20 protein-coding genes are annotated in these 17348 nt (G+C 60.3%); 18 read left to right on the top strand and 2 right to left on the bottom strand.

Going from position 1 to position 17348, the window contains the following annotated elements; genetic code table 11:
- Positions 1-61 precede the first annotated feature (61 nt).
- The gene (locus JaAD80_RS14305; protein WP_102294930.1) at positions 62-670 is read right to left on the bottom strand and encodes a Maf-like protein; all 609 of its coding nucleotides are present in this window, start codon (positions 668-670) and stop codon (positions 62-64) included.
- Positions 671-892: 222 nt separating this feature from the next.
- Here JaAD80_RS14305 and JaAD80_RS14300 point away from each other — a divergent pair, with 222 nt between their 5' ends.
- The 13 genes from JaAD80_RS14300 (at position 893) to JaAD80_RS14240 (ending at position 11627) form a co-directional block, all read left to right on the top strand.
- A complete protein-coding gene (locus JaAD80_RS14300; RefSeq protein WP_102294928.1) occupies positions 893-1390 on the top strand; it encodes a DUF177 domain-containing protein in 498 nt (165 codons plus the stop codon).
- Between the two features lie 233 nt (positions 1391-1623).
- Entirely contained in the window at positions 1624-1806 is a 183-nt protein-coding gene (rpmF, locus tag JaAD80_RS14295; RefSeq protein ID WP_010399517.1) for a 50S ribosomal protein L32, read from the top strand.
- 208 nt (positions 1807-2014) lie between these two features.
- Positions 2015-3082, top strand: coding sequence for a phosphate acyltransferase PlsX (plsX, locus tag JaAD80_RS14290; protein WP_102294926.1), 1068 nt, complete (start codon positions 2015-2017; stop codon positions 3080-3082).
- Positions 3083-3097: 15 nt separating this feature from the next.
- Positions 3098-4096 (top strand): beta-ketoacyl-ACP synthase III, encoded by a 999-nt coding sequence (locus tag JaAD80_RS14285; protein ID WP_102294924.1) that lies wholly within the window; start codon positions 3098-3100, stop codon positions 4094-4096.
- A 144-nt stretch (positions 4097-4240) separates the two neighbouring features.
- Positions 4241-5182, top strand: coding sequence for an ACP S-malonyltransferase (gene fabD / locus JaAD80_RS14280; RefSeq protein WP_102294923.1), 942 nt, complete (start codon positions 4241-4243; stop codon positions 5180-5182).
- Positions 5183-5235: 53 nt separating this feature from the next.
- The gene (gene fabG, locus JaAD80_RS14275; RefSeq protein ID WP_034749638.1) at positions 5236-5979 is read left to right on the top strand and encodes a 3-oxoacyl-ACP reductase FabG; all 744 of its coding nucleotides are present in this window, start codon (positions 5236-5238) and stop codon (positions 5977-5979) included.
- 178 nt (positions 5980-6157) lie between these two features.
- Positions 6158-6397, top strand: a complete 240-nt coding sequence (acpP, locus tag JaAD80_RS14270; RefSeq protein ID WP_008449912.1) for an acyl carrier protein — start codon at positions 6158-6160, stop codon at positions 6395-6397.
- A 29-nt stretch (positions 6398-6426) separates the two neighbouring features.
- On the top strand, positions 6427-7677 hold the full coding sequence (gene fabF, locus JaAD80_RS14265; RefSeq protein WP_102294921.1) for a beta-ketoacyl-ACP synthase II: 1251 nt from the start codon (positions 6427-6429) through the stop codon (positions 7675-7677).
- Positions 7678-7840: 163 nt separating this feature from the next.
- On the top strand, positions 7841-8368 hold the full coding sequence (locus JaAD80_RS14260) for a hypothetical protein (RefSeq protein WP_146012390.1): 528 nt from the start codon (positions 7841-7843) through the stop codon (positions 8366-8368).
- Positions 8369-8433: 65 nt separating this feature from the next.
- On the top strand, positions 8434-9057 hold the full coding sequence (gene rpoE / locus JaAD80_RS14255) for an RNA polymerase sigma factor RpoE (RefSeq protein WP_180979420.1): 624 nt from the start codon (positions 8434-8436) through the stop codon (positions 9055-9057).
- A gap of 71 nt (positions 9058-9128) precedes the next feature.
- A complete protein-coding gene (locus tag JaAD80_RS14250; protein WP_102294918.1) occupies positions 9129-9449 on the top strand; it encodes an RseA family anti-sigma factor in 321 nt (106 codons plus the stop codon).
- 290 nt (positions 9450-9739) lie between these two features.
- Positions 9740-11248 (top strand): DegQ family serine endoprotease, encoded by a 1509-nt coding sequence (locus JaAD80_RS14245; RefSeq protein ID WP_102294917.1) that lies wholly within the window; start codon positions 9740-9742, stop codon positions 11246-11248.
- Positions 11249-11381: 133 nt separating this feature from the next.
- Positions 11382-11627: a glutaredoxin family protein gene (locus JaAD80_RS14240; protein ID WP_102294915.1), complete on the top strand. Its 246-nt coding sequence runs from the start codon at positions 11382-11384 to the stop codon at positions 11625-11627.
- 1 nt (position 11628) lies between these two features.
- On the opposite strand, the gene JaAD80_RS30340 is transcribed toward JaAD80_RS14240, so the two are convergent.
- The gene (locus tag JaAD80_RS30340) at positions 11629-11847 is read right to left on the bottom strand and encodes a hypothetical protein (RefSeq protein WP_146012389.1); all 219 of its coding nucleotides are present in this window, start codon (positions 11845-11847) and stop codon (positions 11629-11631) included.
- A gap of 98 nt (positions 11848-11945) precedes the next feature.
- On the opposite strand from JaAD80_RS30340, the gene lepA reads away from it, so the two are divergent.
- From lepA to recO, 5 genes are all read left to right on the top strand, one after another.
- Positions 11946-13739, top strand: coding sequence for a translation elongation factor 4 (gene lepA, locus JaAD80_RS14235; RefSeq protein WP_102294914.1), 1794 nt, complete (start codon positions 11946-11948; stop codon positions 13737-13739).
- Entirely contained in the window at positions 13736-14659 is a 924-nt protein-coding gene (gene lepB, locus JaAD80_RS14230) for a signal peptidase I (RefSeq protein WP_102294912.1), read from the top strand. Before lepA ends, lepB begins: the two co-directional genes overlap by 4 nt.
- Before the next feature lie 89 nt (positions 14660-14748).
- The gene (gene rnc / locus JaAD80_RS14225; protein ID WP_258002994.1) at positions 14749-15549 is read left to right on the top strand and encodes a ribonuclease III; all 801 of its coding nucleotides are present in this window, start codon (positions 14749-14751) and stop codon (positions 15547-15549) included.
- A 1-nt stretch (position 15550) separates the two neighbouring features.
- Positions 15551-16453: a GTPase Era gene (gene era / locus JaAD80_RS14220; RefSeq protein ID WP_034749612.1), complete on the top strand. Its 903-nt coding sequence runs from the start codon at positions 15551-15553 to the stop codon at positions 16451-16453.
- A 28-nt stretch (positions 16454-16481) separates the two neighbouring features.
- Positions 16482-17339 carry a DNA repair protein RecO gene (recO, locus tag JaAD80_RS14215; protein WP_102294910.1) on the top strand — a complete coding sequence of 286 codons (858 nt, stop codon included), beginning with the start codon at positions 16482-16484 and terminating at the stop codon, positions 17337-17339.
- The last annotated feature ends 9 nt before the right edge of the window (positions 17340-17348 follow it).

Below are 17348 nucleotides of genomic sequence, written 5' to 3'. Positions count from 1 at the left end.
TTCGGGATCGGCGTGCGCTCCACTGGAACGCACTCCCCCGTCGGGTCTGACCCCAGGGTGATTAAAATGTAAAAAACGTCACGCCAGCCTTGCGCAGCATGCCGGTGAGGGCGATCAGCGGCAAGCCGGTGAGGGCGGTCGGGTCGGTGGTGGCTATGCGTTCGAGCAGGGCGATGCCCAGTCCCTCGTTCTTGGCGCTGCCGGCGCAATCGTACGGCTGTTCGATGCGCAGATAGGCGTCCAGTTCGGCGTCGGGCAAGTCGCGCACGGTGACGAGGGTCTGCACGTCTTCCACTTGCGCCACGGGAGGACTCTGGCGGCCATCGAGCAGGCACAGGGCCGTGTGGAAGACGGTCTGGCGCCCGCGCATGGTTTGCAGTTGCAGCAAGGCACGCGCATGGTTGCCCGGCTTGCCGATCTGCGCGCCATCGAGGGTGGCGACCTGGTCGGAACCGATGACGAGGCTGCCAGGATAGCGGTCGAGCACGGCTTGCGCCTTGGCCTGGGCCAGGCGCAGGGCCGTGGTGCTGGGGCTTTCGCCTGGCAGCGGGCTTTCGTCGAGATCGGGCACGGCCACCTCGAAAGGCAGGCGCAGGCGTTGCAGCAGTTCCTTGCGGTAGCTTGAACTCGATGCAAGAATCAAGCGCAATGGGGCGGAAGTTGGTATCATTCGGTAGTGGATGGCGGCCGGCCTGGCCGCGCTGGTCGATGTCAGTGGAATTTCACGCAAATTCCAGGGCGCAGAGCCTATAACTGAGGCTCCATGCGGCATGGCAGTGTTGATGAAATGTCATGTTGATGGCAATGATTGCGTCAAAAAAGATGCTTAGCCTTTGACTCCGTGCTAAAAACCCTGTTATTATCGCAGGTTTTCCGGGGAAATTTTCTACCAATGAATGCTTTTGTGATCGACGCCTTTGATTTTTGTCGTATCAGCGGGAGCCGCGAGGGTGTAACTCCTGTCGCTGAAATGACCCGGTTGACCAAGGATTGTGCAGATGCTTCCGGCGACATCGCCTGGAAGGTCGTTGGCGGCACCAGCAAGCTGGGCTACCCACAACTGACCTTGTCGGTCAACGGCACCGTTCAGCTGGTTTGCCAGCGCTGCCTTGCTCCGTATGCTTACGTAATTGATTCTTCGACTGTTTTGATGCTGGGCAAGGATGACGAGCATGCGGACGAGATCGAAGAAATCATCAACGATGAAACGATCGACGTGATCGTCGGCAGCCGCAACATGGATGCCGCGGCCCTGATCGAAGATGAAGCCTTGCTGGCCCTGCCGCAGGTACCCAAACACGAGGTCTGCCCCGATACGGCGCAGCTCGATGCTCTCAAGACTGAAAAGAAGTCGCCGTTCGCGGCACTGAAGGACTTGAAGCCAGAATAAGTAGTAGTTGCAGTTTATAGGGGGTCTCAAAAACCGCAGGTTGTGAGGTCCCGCTTGAGAACGTGTCAAACGCGTGTTGTAATCGAGTATGGCAAGTGTAGTGAAATGTAGTTGTAATAAACGATGTCGGTCCGGACTATTTTCGGGTAGTCTTTGCCGCTGGGATACTCGATTCGCATGTATTTGCTAATCGAATGTGCTAAAATTTTAGAACTTATGTATTAGGAGTCATCATGGCAGTTCAACAGAACAAGAAAACCCCTTCCAAGCGCGGCATGCACCGTTCGCACGACTTCCTGGTCGCGCCGCAATTGAGCGTTGAGCCAGTTACCGGCGAAACCCACCTGCGTCACCATATCAGCCCTAACGGCTTCTATCGTGGCCGTAAAGTGCTGAAGACCAAAAACGACGAGTAATCGACGTTTTTGTTGGGTAAGATGAAAGCGGTGTTACGTGGTTATTCGGCGTGGCGCCGCTTCTTCTTTTTTATCGGCTGCAATTCATCTTGCACACCCGTCATTTTGAATCAACTTTGCCAGCGCTGTGGTGATATATGCCGCCTTGGTATGCTCCAGTCCGATTCACATCTTGCCGCAAGCCCGCAGCGGTACTGAATCAAACCAAATGACAATCAAAATTTCTATCGACTGCATGGGCGGAGATCATGGTCCCTCAGTCACTATCCCCGCAGCAATTTCCTTCGTAAAACATGAGCCTGAAGCAGAACTGATCCTTGTTGGATTGGAAGACGTGATCCGTGCCGAACTGAAAAAACATAAAGCCGACACGCATCCGCGCCTGTCGGTGCTGCATGCCTCCGAACAAGTTACCATGGACGACCCTCTGGAAGTGGCACTGCGCCGCAAGAAGGACTCGTCCATGCGCGTGGCCATCGAACAGGTCAAGAGCGGCGTGGCGCAAGCCTCCGTCTCCGCCGGTAATACGGCAGCCCTGATGGCCGTGTCGCGCTATGTATTGAAAACCATGTCCGGCGTCGACCGCCCGGCCATCTGCAGCATCTTGCCGAACCAAAAGAACGGCCCGACCTACATGCTGGACCTGGGCGCCAACGTCGATTGCGAACCGCATCACCTGCACCAGTTCGCCATCATGGGTTCCGTGCTCGTGTCCGCCATGGAAGGCATCGCGCGTCCCACGATCGGCTTGCTAAACGTGGGCACGGAAGATATCAAGGGCAATGAAGTGGTGAAACTCACTTCCAAGCTGCTGCAGGCCGACCACGAGCGCGGCGCGCTGAACTTCTACGGCAACGTGGAAGGCAACGACATCTTCAAGGGCACCACCGATATCGTCGTCTGCGACGGCTTTGTCGGCAACGTTACCCTGAAAGCCATCGAAGGCCTGGCGCGCTTCATGAAAGACGTGCTCACTTCCGAATTCAAGCGTAATCCGATTACCATGCTGGGCGCGCTGATCGCCCGCGGCGCACTGAAGGCCATCGGCAACCGCTTGAATCCTTCCCGATATAACGGCGCCAGCCTGCTGGGCTTGCGTGGTCTCGTCTTCAAGAGCCATGGCAGCGCCGATGCCTATTCGTTTGAATGGGCCTTGCGCCGCGCCTTTGATGCGGCAAAAAATGACGTGCAAGCGCACCTGGCCAGCCTGATCGCCGAGCTGATGCCGCGCACGCCAGTACCGGACGAACCTACATCAACAAGCTCTACCATTTAGTGGACGGGTACTTGCATGACTGTTTTTAGCAGAACTTACAGCAAAATTATCGGTACCGGCAGCTACCTGCCGGAGAAGCGCGTCACCAACCAGGATTTGACCGAACAGCTCGCCGCCAAGGGCATCGAGACGTCGGATGAATGGATCGTCTCGCGCAGCGGCATCTCGGCACGCCATTACGCGGCGCCGTCGCAAAATTCCTCGGACCTGGGCGTCGAAGCGGCCAAAAAGGCCCTGGAAATGGCCGGCCTGAACGGCAACGACCTGGACCTGATCATCGTCGCCAGCTCGACCCCGGATTTCTTTGGCAGCTTTCCCAGCACCGCCTGCATCGTGCAAAACAAGCTGGGCATCACGAATAACTGCGCCGCCGTCGACGTGCAAGCCGTCTGCAGCGGCTTCGTGTATGCGGTAGCCACGGCTGACAGCTTCATCCAGTCGGGCATGCATAAAAACGTGCTGGTGATCGGCGCCGAAGTGTTTTCGCGCATCCTCAATTTCGACGACCGCGGCACCTGCGTGCTGTTCGGCGACGGCGCCGGCGCCATCGTCATGACGGCGTCAAAAGAGCCAGGCATCCTGGCCACCAAGCTGCACGCCGATGGTCGCCACTCGAATATCCTCAGCGTCCCTGGCAGCCTGGCCGGCGGCGCGCTCGACGGCAGCGCCTTTTTGTACATGGATGGTCCGGCCGTCTTCAAGCTGGCTGTTTCCGTGCTGGAAAAAGTCGCGCATGAAGCGCTGGAACACGCCAACATGACGCAGGACCAGATCGACTGGCTGATCCCGCACCAGGCGAACATCCGCATCATGAACAGCACGGCCAAGAAACTCGGCTTGCCGTTGGAAAAGATGGTGGTCACGGTGGACCAGCATGGCAACACCTCGGCCGCCTCGATCCCGCTGGCACTCGACATCGCCGTGCGCGATGGCCGTGTGAAGAAGGGCGACAACGTCATGATGGAAGGCGTGGGCGGCGGCTTTACCTGGGGCGCCGTGCTGGCAAGGATGTAAAAACCGAAGGCTGACTTCGGGGTCCGACCTGTCGGGGGAATGCATTCGAGTGGAGTGAATTCCGATCCCGCAGGGACGTACCCCAGCCTTTGCTTTGAGGGTTAAAAGTTACCCTACCCAAATAAAAATTCAAACGGAGTCCCCATGACACAATTTGCATTTGTTTTCCCAGGCCAAGGTTCGCAAGCGATTGCGATGCTCGATGGCTTCGCCGGCAATCCGGTGGTGGCCCAGACCGTGGCCGAAGCGTCGGACGCCCTGCAATTCGACCTGGGCAAGCTGATCGCCGAAGGTCCGAAGGAAGAGCTGGACCTGACCACGAATACGCAGCCCGTGATGCTGACGGCCGCCGTGGCGTTTTACCGCGCCTGGCTGGCAGCCGGCGGCCCCGTGCCGACGGTCGTCGCCGGCCACAGCTTGGGTGAATACTCGGCGCTGGTTGCCGCAGGCGTCATCGACTTCAAGGATGCCGTGCCGCTCGTGCGTTTCCGCGCACAAGCCATGCAGGAAGCCGTGCCCGTCGGGCAGGGCACGATGGCCGTCGTGCTGGGCCTGTCGGACGACGACGTGCGCGCCGTGTGCACGGAAGCGGCGGCGGAAAACCCGGCCCTGGTGGTCGAGCCCGTCAACTTCAATGCGCCTGCGCAAGTCGTCATCGCCGGCCACACGGCTGCGGTCGAGCGCGCCTGCGAGCTGGCGAAAGCCAAGGGCGCCAAGCGCGCCATGAAGCTGCCGGTTTCCGCGCCCTTCCACTCGTCGCTGCTGAAGCCGGCGTCGGACCGTTTGCGCGAATACATGGCCGGCCTGGCCTTCTCGGCGCCGCAGATCGCCCTGATCAACAACGTCGACGTGGCCATCGTCAATGATGTGGCCGGCATCAAGGATGCGCTGGTGCGCCAGGCGGCCAGCCCCGTGCGCTGGGTGGAGACCATGCAGAAGGTCGCTGCCGACGGCATCACGCAAGTGATCGAGTGCGGTCCGGGCAAGGTCCTGATGGGCCTGGCCAAGCGCATCGATCCGGTGCTGGTGGGCGACGCCATCGTCGACCAGGCTACGCTGGAACGCATTTTGACGCAGCTCAAGTAAACAGCGAGCGGCAGGGCAGTGATGCCTGCCGCCAGCCATCTTTAAGGATACTCATGAATTTAGCAAATCAAGTCGTACTGGTCACGGGCGCATCGCGCGGCATCGGCCGCGCCATCGCCACCGAACTGGGCAAGCAGGGTGCCACCGTGGTCGGTACCGCCACCTCGGAAAGCGGCGCGCAAGCCATTACCGATTACCTGGCCGCCGAAGGCGTGACGGGCAAGGGCCTGGTCCTGAACGTGACCGATGCGGCGCGCTGCGCGGCCGTCGTCGACGAAGTGCAGAAAACCTATGGCAGCCTGTCGATCCTCGTCAACAATGCGGGCATCACGCAAGACCAGCTGGCCATGCGCATGAAGGATGAAGAGTGGGACAGCGTCATTTCCACCAACCTGTCGGCCGTCGGCCGCCTGTCGCGCGCCGTACTGCGCGGCATGATGAAAGCCAAAACTGGGCGTATCATTAATATCACGTCGGTAGTTGCCTCGTCGGGCAATCCGGGGCAAATGAATTACGCGGCGGCCAAGGCCGGCGTGGAAGGCATGAGCCGCGCGCTGGCGCGTGAAATCGGCAGCCGCAACATTACCGTGAACTGCATCGCGCCAGGCTTCATCGATACCGACATGACCAAGGCGCTGAGCGAAGAGCAGCACGCGGCGCTGTTGACGCAAATTCCCCTGTCCCGCCTGGGCAAGCCGGAAGATGTGGCCGCCGCCGTGGCCTTCCTGGCGTCGCCGCAAGCGGCATATATCACGGGCACGACCCTGCACGTGAATGGCGGAATGTACATGAATTGATGTGAAAGCTGGACGGGGCGGCCATTTGTGGCATGATTCACTGGCAGTTTTTGTCTATAATCGCATCTTTTAGCAGCAGCTTCGGTCGAATTAGCAGCAGACACCGAAATTAGTATTCGGACGCGCAAACCTGATAAAATGCGCGCACTTTCCGTAACACACACTTTGGAGCCATAACATGTCGGATATCGAACAACGCGTTAAGAAAATCGTCGCTGAGCAACTGGGCGTTGCAGAAGCAGACATCAAAATCGAATCCTCCTTCGTCGACGACCTGGGTGCCGATTCCCTGGACACCGTGGAACTGGTCATGGCCCTGGAAGACGAATTCGAAATGGAAATCCCTGACGAACAAGCTGAAAAAATCACCACCGTGCAACAGGCGATCGACTACGCCACCGCACACGTCAAGGCCTAAGCCTGTCTGACCGACTTCAGGAGAATCGCTTGAGCCGTTCTAAAAACCGTCGCGTTGTTGTCACCGGCCTGGGCTGCGTTTCACCTGTCGGCAATACTATTGCCGACGCATGGGGCGCAATCATTGAAGGTAAATCCGGCATTGCCACGATTACCAAGTTTGATGCACAGCCATTCACCACGCATTTTGCCGGTGAAGTCAAAGGCTTCAATATCGAAGATTACATCTCCGGTAAGGAGGCCCGCCACATGGATACCTTTATCCATTACGGCATGGCTGCGGGCATCCAGGCGATCCAGGACTCCGGTCTGGAAGTCACCGAAGAGAACGCCGAGCGTATCGGTGTCATCATCGGTTCCGGTATTGGTGGCTTGCCGCTGATCGAGGAAACCAAATCCGAGTACGAAAAGCGCGGTCCGCGCCGTATCTCGCCATTTTTCGTGCCTGCCTCGATCATTAACATGATCTCTGGCAACCTTTCGATCAAATATGGTCTGAAGGGCCCGAACCTGGCGATCGTGACGGCGTGTACCACCGGTTTGCACAGCATCGGCGCGGCAGCACGCATGATCGAGTACGGCGATGCCGACGTCATGATTGCCGGCGGTGCCGAATCGACCGTGTCGCCGCTGGGCCTGGGCGGTTTCGCCTCGGCACGCGCCTTGTCGACCCGCAACGACGATCCGGCAACGGCATCGCGTCCGTGGGATACCGACCGCGACGGCTTCGTGCTGGGCGAGGGCGCTGGTGTCATGGTGCTGGAAGAGTACGAGCACGCGGTGGCCCGTGGTGCCAAGATCTATGCCGAAGTGCATGGTTTCGGGATGAGCGCAGATGCTTATCACATGACCTCGCCGCTGGAAGATGGTAGCGGCGGCAGCAAATCGGTGATCGCGGCCCTCAACAACGCAGGCTTGAACCCGGATCAGATTCAGTACCTGAACGCGCACGGCACGTCGACCCCGCAAGGCGACGTGGCGGAAGTGATGGGCATCAAACGCACCTTCGGCGAGCACGCCAAGAATCTGGTAGTCAACTCGACCAAGTCGATGACAGGCCATTTGCTGGGCGGCGCGGGCGGTCTGGAAGCCGTGTTTACGGTCCTGGCGGTACACCATCAGGTGTCGCCACCGACCATCAACATCTTCAACCAGGATCCGGCTTGCGATCTCGATTTCTGTGCCAACACGGCGCGTGAAATGAAGATCGATTATGCAGTGAAAAATTCGTTCGGCTTCGGTGGAACGAACGGCACACTGATTTTCGGCAAAGCGAAATAAGCAGGAACTTTCAAGCGCTCGCTACGGTCAAATCGTAGTGAGCGCTGATTCGCCGCCAACGTTCGTTGGCGGCTGAATTTGCCCGGCATGTTGCCGGCGCGCCTTTTTCTTCCCATGTTGTATGTCCATCGCGATAGCGGCTGTGATTCGTGCGCCTGTCTGTTTGCGTCTGTTGCAAGCGCTGCTGGGCGTGTGCGCCGTGCTGGTCGCCTGGCCTTTGTCCGGCGCGTGGCGCAGTGCGCCTGTGCCCGGTATGGGCGTGGGCGGCTATGCGCTGGGCTGGCTTTGGGCACTGTCGAGTGCGGTTTCGGGCGGCTTTTTACTGGCTTTGCTGCGCTGGCGCAGAAAGCCGTTACGGCTTGATATTTCGCCGGTTGGCCAGTTGCGGCTGGCGGTATATCTGGAGCATGGCGCGGCCCGCTGCGCCGTCACCGGGGCGGTGGCGGCACTGTCCGGGCCGCTGCCTGGGATCTTGCCGCAGGTGCCGCCGGTGCCGACATTGCAGCCGGTAGCGGGCCTGCAGCGCCTGATGCCGGGCTCGACTTTATGGCCGGCGCTGCTGGTGCTGTGCCTGGCCGACGGCGCTGGACGGCGCAGCAGCGTACTGGTGCAGCGCGGACGCGGCTGCGCAATGTTCCGTCCGCTGGCCGTGGCGTGCCGGGCGATCGCGGCGCGGGGAGGGGAAGAATAAAGTGGGGCGAACACTGAACTTCTTGCAGCGGGCCAACTCTATATCCATACAGGCGCCCACGCTGCATGACTACAGGGATAGTGGCCGTGAGGACAGAGCGCGAGTATGACCAGTTACTGGTCGAACGGGTGCAGGCGGGCGACAAGCGCGCATTTGACGTGCTGGTATCGAAGTATCAGCGGCGGCTGATGCGTCTGGTGTCGCGCCTGGTGCATGACCCGGCGGAGGCCGAAGATGTGGTGCAAGAGACCTTTATCAAGGCATATCGGGCGCTGCGCCATTTTCGCGGCGACGCCGCCTTCTATACCTGGTTGTACCGCATCGGCATCAATACGGCCAAGAATTATCTCGTCACCCAGGGGCGGCGTGCCGCCACGTCCAGCGATGCCGACGCCGAGCAGGCGGAGTCCTTCGATGACGGCAATAAATTGCGCGACAACAATACGCCAGAATCGGTGCTGGCCAGCAAGCAGATTGCGGCAACCGTCAATGCGGCCATGGATGTGCTGCCGATCGAGCTGCGCACGGCCATCGTGCTGCGCGAAATCGAAGGGCTGAGCTATGAAGAAATATCGGAGATCATGGCCTGTCCCATCGGCACCGTGCGCAGCCGCATTTTTCGCGCGCGTGAAGTGATCGCGGAAAAGTTGAAGCCTTTGCTGGACATGCCGATTGACAAGCGCTGGTAATCTGACGAGTATGGGGTTGGCATGGCTGCGCCCGCTTTCCGTACCGATCCTCTTTAAATGGCAGGCCTATCATGGATACGCATACACGATTGCACGAGACTATCTCCGCGCTAGCCGACGGCGAACTGGCGGCTGCCGAACTGGAGCTGGCGTTTGCCGCCCTCGATACGGATTCGGGCCGGCAAGTCTGGGACGCCTACCGCCACATCGGCGACGTGCTGCGCTCGGAGCGGCGCGGCCATGTGCTGAGTGCGCAATTCGACGCGCGCCTGGCCGCCCGCCTGGCCCAGGAGGTGCCGCCCCATGCGGAACTGCTGGCATCGCCATCTGCGGCCCTCGTGCCGCCCGGCCTGATCGAACCGCTGGAGGCGGGGCCGCCGGGCCCGCGCTAGCCGGTCTGCCAGCATCCGTTGCCGCGCGCATGCCGGCATCCGGCATGCCCTTCCCGGGGCGCGCCTTACGCGAGGCTTAATGTCGCCGCCATCCTCTTGACACTGGCCTTCGGTACGATTGACACTGTGAACAGGCAATATCTTGCTTTTGCGATATATTGTTGCATGGTTTGCCATGCGTGCTGTCAGGTGTGTCCGCCCTGGGATTTGGCGATGACGGCGAATCATGCACGCAGGCAATCGCCTGATCCGCGTTTTGTTCCGTATATATATTCGAAAAGATCCTCTCCATGAAAAAAAACCTGAGTGCCGCCAGCAAGACGTTTTCAGTGAAGGCGCTTTCCGCCTTATTGTTCGGTACGGCTGGCGTCTTTTTCGCCCCGGCCATGCTGGGCCTGGCGCCGCAGGCGCATGCCGCCGTGCCGGCCGTGAAACTGCCTGATTTTTCGGACCTGGTCGATGCAGTCGGGCCCGCCGTCGTGAATATCCGCACCACCGAGCGCCTGAAAATGGGCGGCGCCGGCGCCGGTGCCGGCATGGGCGGCCAGGACGAGCAGGAAATGCAGGAATTCCTGCGCCGCTTCTTTGGCGGCGCCATGCCCACGCCGCGCCAGCAAGCCCCGCGCGGCGGCCGCCGTGCCGTGCCACAGGAGCAGGAAGTGCAGCGCGGCGTCGGTTCCGGCTTCATCATTTCCGCTGACGGCTATGTGCTGAGCAATGCGCATGTGGTCGATGGCGCCGACGAGGTCTACGTGACCCTGACGGACAAGCGCGAATTCAAGGCCAAGGTGATCGGCGCCGATGCGCGCACCGACGTGGCCCTGCTGAAAATCGAAGGCGGCAACCTGCCGCGCCTGACCATCGGCGACTCGGACAAGATCCGCGTGGGCGAATGGGTGATCGCCATCGGCTCGCCGTTCAACCTGGAAAACACGGTCACGGCGGGCATCATTTCCGCCAAGTCGCGCGACACGGGCGACTACCTGCCCCTGATCCAGAGCGACGTGGCCGTCAATCCCGGCAACTCGGGCGGCCCGCTGATCAACATGCGGGGCGAAGTGATCGGCATCAACTCGCAGATCGCCACCTTGTCGGGCGCGTATAACGGCATTTCGTTTGCCGTGCCCATCGATGAAGCCATGCGCGTGGGCGAGCAGTTGAAGAAGACAGGTAAAGTGGTGCGCGGGCGCATCGGCGTGCAGATTGGCGAAGTGAGCAAGGAAGTGGCGCAATCGCTGGGCTTGCCGAACGCCAAGGGCGCGCAAGTGTCGATGGTGGAAGAGGGCGGTCCGGCCGACAAGGCGGGCATCAAGCCGGGCGACATCATCCTGAAATTCAACGGCACGCAGATCGAACGTTCGTCCGACCTGCCGCGCCTGGTTGGCGGCGCGCCCGTGAATGGCAAGTCCACCGTCACCGTGTGGCGCAAGGGCGCGCAGCAGGACATTCCTGTCACCGTCGTCGAGCTGGAAGGCGACAAGGCGGCCAAGAAAGGTGCCAAGGAGCCGGAAGCGCAAGCCGTCAACGCGCTGGGCCTGAAGGTCAGCGATGTGCCGGCCGCCAAGAAGCAGGAGCTGAAGATCGATGGCGGCGTGCAGGTGGATGATGCCGATGGCGTGGCCGCTCTGGCCGGCCTGCAGCCTGGCGACATCATCTTGCAACTGAATAACGTTGCCGTGAAGGATGCCAAGCAGTTCAACGCGCTGGTGGCCAAGCTCGATCCGAAGAAAACGGCTGCCGTGCTGGTGCGCCGTGGCGACGTGGCGCAGTTCGTTTCCCTGCGTCCGTCGGCGAAGTAACTTTTCAACCCTCACCCAGCAAGGGCTGGGGTCGGTCCCTTCGGGATCGGAATTCAAGCCACGGGCTTGAATTCCCCCGTCGGGACCAGGCGTTCCCGTCTGACCCCAGCCTTCTTCTGCGTCGCGATAAAATATGCACTTCACCCTCTATTCCCGCAGTTATTGCCATCTGTGTCAGGACATGCTGGACGCCTTGCTGCTGCTGCAGCCGCCCGGAAAGCCGTTCACGGTGGATGTGATCGACATTGACGCCGCGCCTGACGCCACCTTGCTGGCGCGCTTTGACGAACTGGTGCCGGTGCTGTTCGGCGATCTGGCGCAGCCGGAGCTATGCCACTATTTCCTCGACGAGGCGGCCGTGCGCCGCCACCTGACATAGCTTAAATATCAATATTGACACCGCATTGCACCATTCTGGTGCTGAAAACAGGCGAAATTGCAGCCTTGCCCCCGTGCCAGCCTCTGAAAGACGGGCTTTCTACTCTGAAATCCGGTAAAATGGGGAGGTCGAAAAAGCTACTGTCCGAGGCAGCAGCTTCTGTCGCTTCAAAAGCGCTCGCCTGGGCATGCAGATGTCCTGCTCGGAGCGCTTTTTTCATCATGAGTGGGGCGCCCGTTTCTGGCCCTGTTTGGCCCGGACATGATCCCCCTGATTCCTGTTAAAGCAGTGTCGTCAACTTCGCACCTATATTAGTTAATGAACAACATACGCAACTTCTCCATCATCGCCCATATTGACCACGGTAAATCGACCCTGGCTGACCGCATCATTCAATTGTGCGGCGGCTTGTCCGACCGCGAGATGGAGGCGCAGGTGCTCGATTCGATGGATCTGGAGCGCGAGCGCGGCATTACCATCAAGGCGCAAACGGCGGCCCTGCACTACAAGGCACGCGATGGCCAGATCTACAACCTGAACCTGATCGATACGCCAGGCCACGTCGACTTCAGCTATGAAGTGTCGCGCTCGCTGTCCGCCTGCGAAGGCGCGCTGCTGGTGGTGGACGCCTCGCAAGGCGTGGAAGCGCAGACGGTCGCCAACTGCTACACGGCGCTGGACCTGGGCGTGGAAGTGGTGCCCGTGCTGAACAAGATCGACTTGCCGAACGCCGATCCGCCGAATGCGATCGCCGAAATCGAAGACGTGATCGGCATCGACGCGGGCGACGCCGTGCATTGCTCGGCCAAGACGGGCCTGGGCGTGCAGGATGTGCTTGAATCGCTGATCGCCAAGGTGCCGCCGCCGAAGGGTGATCCGGACGCGCCGCTGCAAGCGCTGATCGTCGACTCCTGGTACGACTCCTACGTGGGCGTGGTGATGCTGGTGCGCGTGGTCAACGGCACCCTGAAGCCAAAAGACAAGATCCGCCTGATGGCCACCGATTCGGTGCAGCTGGTGGAAGACATCGGCGTATTTTCGCCCCGTTCGCAATCCTTGCCGCAACTCTCCGCTGGCCAGGTGGGTTTCATCATCGCCGGCATCAAGGAACTCAAGGCCGCCAAGGTCGGCGACACCGTCACCCTGGTCAGCCGTCCTGCCGCCGAACCATTGCCTGGCTTCAAGGAAGTGCAGCCGCAAGTGTTCGCCGGCCTGTTCCCCGTGGAAGCGAACCAGTATGACGCCCTGCGCGACTCGCTGGAAAAGCTGAAGCTCAACGACGCCGCCTTGATGTACGAGCCGGAAGTGTCGCAGGCGCTGGGCTTCGGCTTCCGCTGCGGCTTCCTGGGCTTGCTGCACATGGAAATCGTGCAGGAACGCCTGGAGCGCGAATTCGACATGGACCTGATCACGACGGCGCCGACCGTGGTGTATGAAGTGATCCAGCGCGATGGCACCCTGATCAATGTCGACAATCCGTCGAAGATGCCTGATCCGTCGCGCATCGAAGAAGTGCGCGAACCGATCGTTACCGTCAACCTGTACATGCCGCAGGAATACGTGGGCTCCGTGATCACCCTGTGTATCGCCAAGCGCGGCATCCAGATGGACATGAGCTACCACGGCCGCCAGGTCAAGCTGGTGTACGAAATGCCGATGGCCGAGATCGTGCTGGACTTCTTCGACCGCCTGAAATCGACGTCGCGCGGCTACGCTTCGATGGACTACGAGTTCAAGGAATACCGCGCGGCCGACGTGGTCAAGGTCGACATGCTGATCAACAGCGAAAAAGTCGATGCGCTGGCCATCATCGTCCACCGTTCGAACAGCCAGTACCGTGGCCGCCAGGTGGCTGCCAAGATGCGCGAACTGATCCCGCGCCAGATGTTCGACGTGGCCATCCAGGCCACCATCGGCGCCAACATCATTTCGCGTGAAAACGTGAAAGCCTTGCGCAAGAACGTGCTGGCGAAGTGCTATGGCGGCGATATCAGCCGCAAGAAAAAATTGCTGGAAAAACAAAAAGCGGGTAAGAAGCGCATGAAGCAAGTGGGTTCCGTGGAGATCCCGCAAGAAGCATTCCTGGCAATTTTACAAGTGGACGATAAATGAACCTGCAAGTGATCTTAGGAAATTTCGCTTTAATCCTGTTCGTGCTGATGGTGCTGACGGGTCTGGTCTGGTGCCTGGATGTGTTTTATTTGTCCAAGCAGCGCCGCCTGGCGGCCGACCGGGCCTTGGCCGAGTTCGATGCGCGTCAAGCGAAGTCGTTGGCTGAAGGCATCAAGTCTGATGGCAGCAGTAGCAGCCGCCGTGCCACCATCGAGGCCGATCTGTTGCGCCAGCCGACCTGGGTCGAGTATTCGGGCAGCTTTTTTCCCGTCATCGCCCTGGTCTTTTGCCTGCGCTCCTTCCTGTACGAGCCGTTCAAGATCCCGTCGAGCTCGATGGTGCCGACCCTGCTGGTCGGCGACCTGATCCTGGTAAACAAGTTCACCTATGGCATCCGTTTGCCGATCGTCAACAAGCGCATCATTGAAGTCAACGATCCGCAGCGCGGCGACGTGATGGTGTTCAAGTACCCGAAAGATATGTCGCAAGACTACATCAAGCGCGTGATCGGTGTGCCCGGTGATAAAATCACCTATGAAAACAAGCGCTTGACGGTGAATGGCAAGGAAGTGCAGTACACGCCGCTGGACGACTACCTCGATGACGAAAGCACCGTGTACCACAAGCAGCTGGAAGAAAACCTGACCGGCGTCAGCCACCGCATCCTGAACGACGATCCGGCTCCTACCTTGAACTTGCGTGAAGTCAAGGACTTCCCCCACAAGGATGCCTGCAACTATAACGAAGACGGCTTTACTTGCGTAGTACCGGCAGGCAACTACTTCATGATGGGCGATAACCGCGACAATAGCGCGGACAGCCGCTACTGGGGCTTCGTGCCGAACGAAAATATCGTCGGCAAGGCTTTCCTGGTGTGGATGAACTTCAGCAATCCGAAAAGAGTGGGCGGCATACACTAAGCCGCCCGCATGGCTGCCGCGCCGATTCCCCGCGCGGCGGCCAGCCGAATCAATCAGATGACACAGAAACAACAATGAATCTTCAGCTATTGCAAACCCGTTTAGGCTATACGTTCCAGGATGCTGGCCTGTTGCAGCAAGCCTTGACGCATCGTAGCCACAGCAGTTTGCATAATGAGCGGCTGGAATTCCTCGGCGACTCCATTCTCAACTGCGTGGTCGCTTCCATCCTGTACGAACGTTTCAAGTCCATTGACGAAGGCGACCTGTCGCGCCTGCGCGCCAATCTGGTGAAACAGCAGTCGCTGTATGAAATCGCGCAAAAGCTGGAATTGTCGCAATTCCTGCGCCTGGGCGAAGGCGAACTGAAATCGGGCGGCTTCCGCCGTCCATCGATCCTTGCCGACACCCTGGAAGCCTTGCTGGGCGCCATTTTCCTCGACACGGGTTTCGATGCCGCCAGCACGGTGATCCGCGCGTTCTACATCCCCATCCTTGACTCGGTGGATCCGCAGACCCTGGGCAAGGATGCCAAGACTTTGCTGCAGGAATTTTTGCAAAGCAAGAAAATTTCGCTGCCACAGTACAATGTGGTGGCCACCCACGGCGCCGCCCACAGCCAGGAATTCGAGATCGAATGCCTGGTGCCGAAATTGAATATCCAGGTTTACGGCCGTGGCGGAAGCCGCCGCGCCGGTGAGCAAGCCGCCGCCAAACTGGCGCTGGACGTGGCCGAGCAGGCGCTGCTGAAGTCGCCTGCCGCCAGCCGCAAGCCCAAACCGCGCGCCGCCCAGCTCAAGCTGGCCGGCATTGCCACCATCCAGAGCGACGACGCGCCAGCCCCTGCGGCCCCGGCGATCGCCGCTCACACTAAACAGAATCGACACTAGCATGACTGCCACCAAAATGCCCGACAACTTCCGCTGTGGCTATATCGCCATCGTGGGCCGCCCCAACGTGGGCAAATCGACCCTGATGAACGTGCTGATCGGCGCGAAGGTCAGCATCACTTCGCGCAAGGCGCAAACCACGCGCCACCGCATCACGGGTATCCAGACGGTGCCGGACGCGCAGTTCATCTATGTCGACACGCCTGGCTTCCAGACGCGCCACTCGAACGCGCTGAACAAGACGCTGAACAAGACCGTCACCAACACCCTGATTTCCTCGGACGTGATTTTGTACGTGATCGAGGCGGGCACGTTCGGCCCGGCCGACCAGCAAGTGATGGACCTGCTGCCGAAGGAAGTGCCATGCATCCTCGTCATCAACAAGTCGGACCGCGTGAAGGACAAGGCCGTGCTGCTGCCGTTCGCGCAAAAGATCGCCGCCATGCGCGACTTCGCCGCCATCGTGCCCGTGTCCGCCAAGCTGCATTTCCAGCTGGAAGGCTTGCAGAACGAGATCAAGCGCTTCCTGCCTGAAAACCAGCCGATCTTTGGCCCGGACGACATCACCGACCGCAGCGAGAAATTCCTCGCTTCGGAAATCGTGCGCGAGAAACTCTTCCGCTTCGTCGGCGACGAGCTGCCGTATACGAGCACCGTGCTGATCGAGAAGTTCGAGCAGGAAGGCGACTTGCGCCGCGTGTTCGCCGCCATCCTGGTCGAGCGCGATACGCACAAGTCCATGATCATCGGCAACAAGGGCGCGCGCCTGAAAGAAGTCTCGACCCAGGCCCGCCTGGACATGGAAAAGCTGTTTGGCGGCCCCGTGTACCTGGAAATCTGGGTCAAGGTCAAGTCGGGCTGGGCCGACAACGAGGCGGGCTTGCGCGCCTACGGCTACGAGTAATCCGCAACCCGGGGGCGACGCCACACGCATGAGCACCACCACGCCAGCGCAGCACGATCCTGCGCCAGCCTTATCTGCCGCCTCTGCATCGGTTCCCGCGCCGGTGGCCATCGCGCCGCCGGCCGCACCTTCCGTCCCTCCTGCCGCGCCGCGGCGCAGCCGTCCGCCCGCGCGCGACGGCAAGGTCACGGGCCAGCCAGCCTTCGTGCTGCACAGCTATCCGCACAAGGAAACCAGCCTCATCGTCGACGTGTTTACACGCGAATATGGCCGCATCGCGCTTGTCGCCAAGGGCGCCAAGCGGCCCCATTCGCAGTTGCGCGGCGTGCTGCAGACCTTCCAGCCCCTGCAGGCTGGCTGGACGGGCAAGTCCGAGCTGCGCATCCTGACGGGCGCCGAATGGGTGGGCGGCATGCTGCCGCTGGAAAAGACCGCCTTGCTGTGCGGCTTCTATCTGAACGAATTGCTGGTCAAACTGCTGGCGCGCGACGACCCGCATCCGGTGCTGTTCGACCACTACGTTGCCACCTTGAATCAACTGGCGCACAATGAGCCGCCGCCCATCGTGCTGCGCAAGTTCGAGCGCGCCCTGCTCAAGGAAACGGGCGTGGCGGCCGACCTGACGCGCTGCACAGGCACGCGCCAGGCTGTCGAGGCGGGGCAGGTGTATGTGGTCGACCCGGAGCGGGGCCCGCGCCCGGCGCGCGCCGCCGATGCCTGGCCCAAGATCACGGGCAAGACCCTGCTCGACATGGAGCGCGAAGAATATACGGATGTGGCCACGCAGGCGCAGAGCAAGCTGCTGATGCGTTTTTTGCTGGCCCATCAGCTGGGCGGCGCCACCTTGAACACGCGCCAGATACTGATCGATTTAATGCAGCTATAGTAGTGCTTT

Origin of the sequence: Janthinobacterium sp. AD80 (genome assembly GCF_002878455.1) — a bacterium.
In the GTDB taxonomy this organism is placed as follows: Bacteria; Pseudomonadota; Gammaproteobacteria; order Burkholderiales; family Burkholderiaceae_D; genus Janthinobacterium.
Note: the sequence above shows the minus strand (reverse complement) of the source record. Positions and strands in the feature narration are given on the sequence as shown.

What these genes read in the sequence shown, in the direction of transcription:
- plsX (WP_102294926.1), top strand. Translation starts at nt 2,015, where the DNA reads ATGACAATCAAAATTTCTATCGACTGCATGGGCGGAGATCATGGTCCC.
- JaAD80_RS14240 (WP_102294915.1), top strand. Translation starts at nt 11,382, where the DNA reads ATGCACTTCACCCTCTATTCCCGCAGTTATTGCCATCTGTGTCAGGAC.
- JaAD80_RS14305 (WP_102294930.1), bottom strand. Translation starts at nt 670, where the DNA reads ATGATACCAACTTCCGCCCCATTGCGCTTGATTCTTGCATCGAGTTCA.
- fabD (WP_102294923.1), top strand. Translation starts at nt 4,241, where the DNA reads ATGACACAATTTGCATTTGTTTTCCCAGGCCAAGGTTCGCAAGCGATT.
- JaAD80_RS14245 (WP_102294917.1), top strand. Translation starts at nt 9,740, where the DNA reads ATGAAAAAAAACCTGAGTGCCGCCAGCAAGACGTTTTCAGTGAAGGCG.
- lepA (WP_102294914.1), top strand. Translation starts at nt 11,946, where the DNA reads ATGAACAACATACGCAACTTCTCCATCATCGCCCATATTGACCACGGT.
- JaAD80_RS14300 (WP_102294928.1), top strand. Translation starts at nt 893, where the DNA reads ATGAATGCTTTTGTGATCGACGCCTTTGATTTTTGTCGTATCAGCGGG.
- JaAD80_RS14250 (WP_102294918.1), top strand. Translation starts at nt 9,129, where the DNA reads ATGGATACGCATACACGATTGCACGAGACTATCTCCGCGCTAGCCGAC.
- rpmF (WP_010399517.1), top strand. Translation starts at nt 1,624, where the DNA reads ATGGCAGTTCAACAGAACAAGAAAACCCCTTCCAAGCGCGGCATGCAC.
- rpoE (WP_180979420.1), top strand. Translation starts at nt 8,434, where the DNA reads ATGACTACAGGGATAGTGGCCGTGAGGACAGAGCGCGAGTATGACCAG.
- fabG (WP_034749638.1), top strand. Translation starts at nt 5,236, where the DNA reads ATGAATTTAGCAAATCAAGTCGTACTGGTCACGGGCGCATCGCGCGGC.
- lepB (WP_102294912.1), top strand. Translation starts at nt 13,736, where the DNA reads ATGAACCTGCAAGTGATCTTAGGAAATTTCGCTTTAATCCTGTTCGTG.
- recO (WP_102294910.1), top strand. Translation starts at nt 16,482, where the DNA reads ATGAGCACCACCACGCCAGCGCAGCACGATCCTGCGCCAGCCTTATCT.
- era (WP_034749612.1), top strand. Translation starts at nt 15,551, where the DNA reads ATGACTGCCACCAAAATGCCCGACAACTTCCGCTGTGGCTATATCGCC.
- JaAD80_RS14285 (WP_102294924.1), top strand. Translation starts at nt 3,098, where the DNA reads ATGACTGTTTTTAGCAGAACTTACAGCAAAATTATCGGTACCGGCAGC.
- acpP (WP_008449912.1), top strand. Translation starts at nt 6,158, where the DNA reads ATGTCGGATATCGAACAACGCGTTAAGAAAATCGTCGCTGAGCAACTG.
- JaAD80_RS30340 (WP_146012389.1), bottom strand. Translation starts at nt 11,847, where the DNA reads ATGAAAAAAGCGCTCCGAGCAGGACATCTGCATGCCCAGGCGAGCGCT.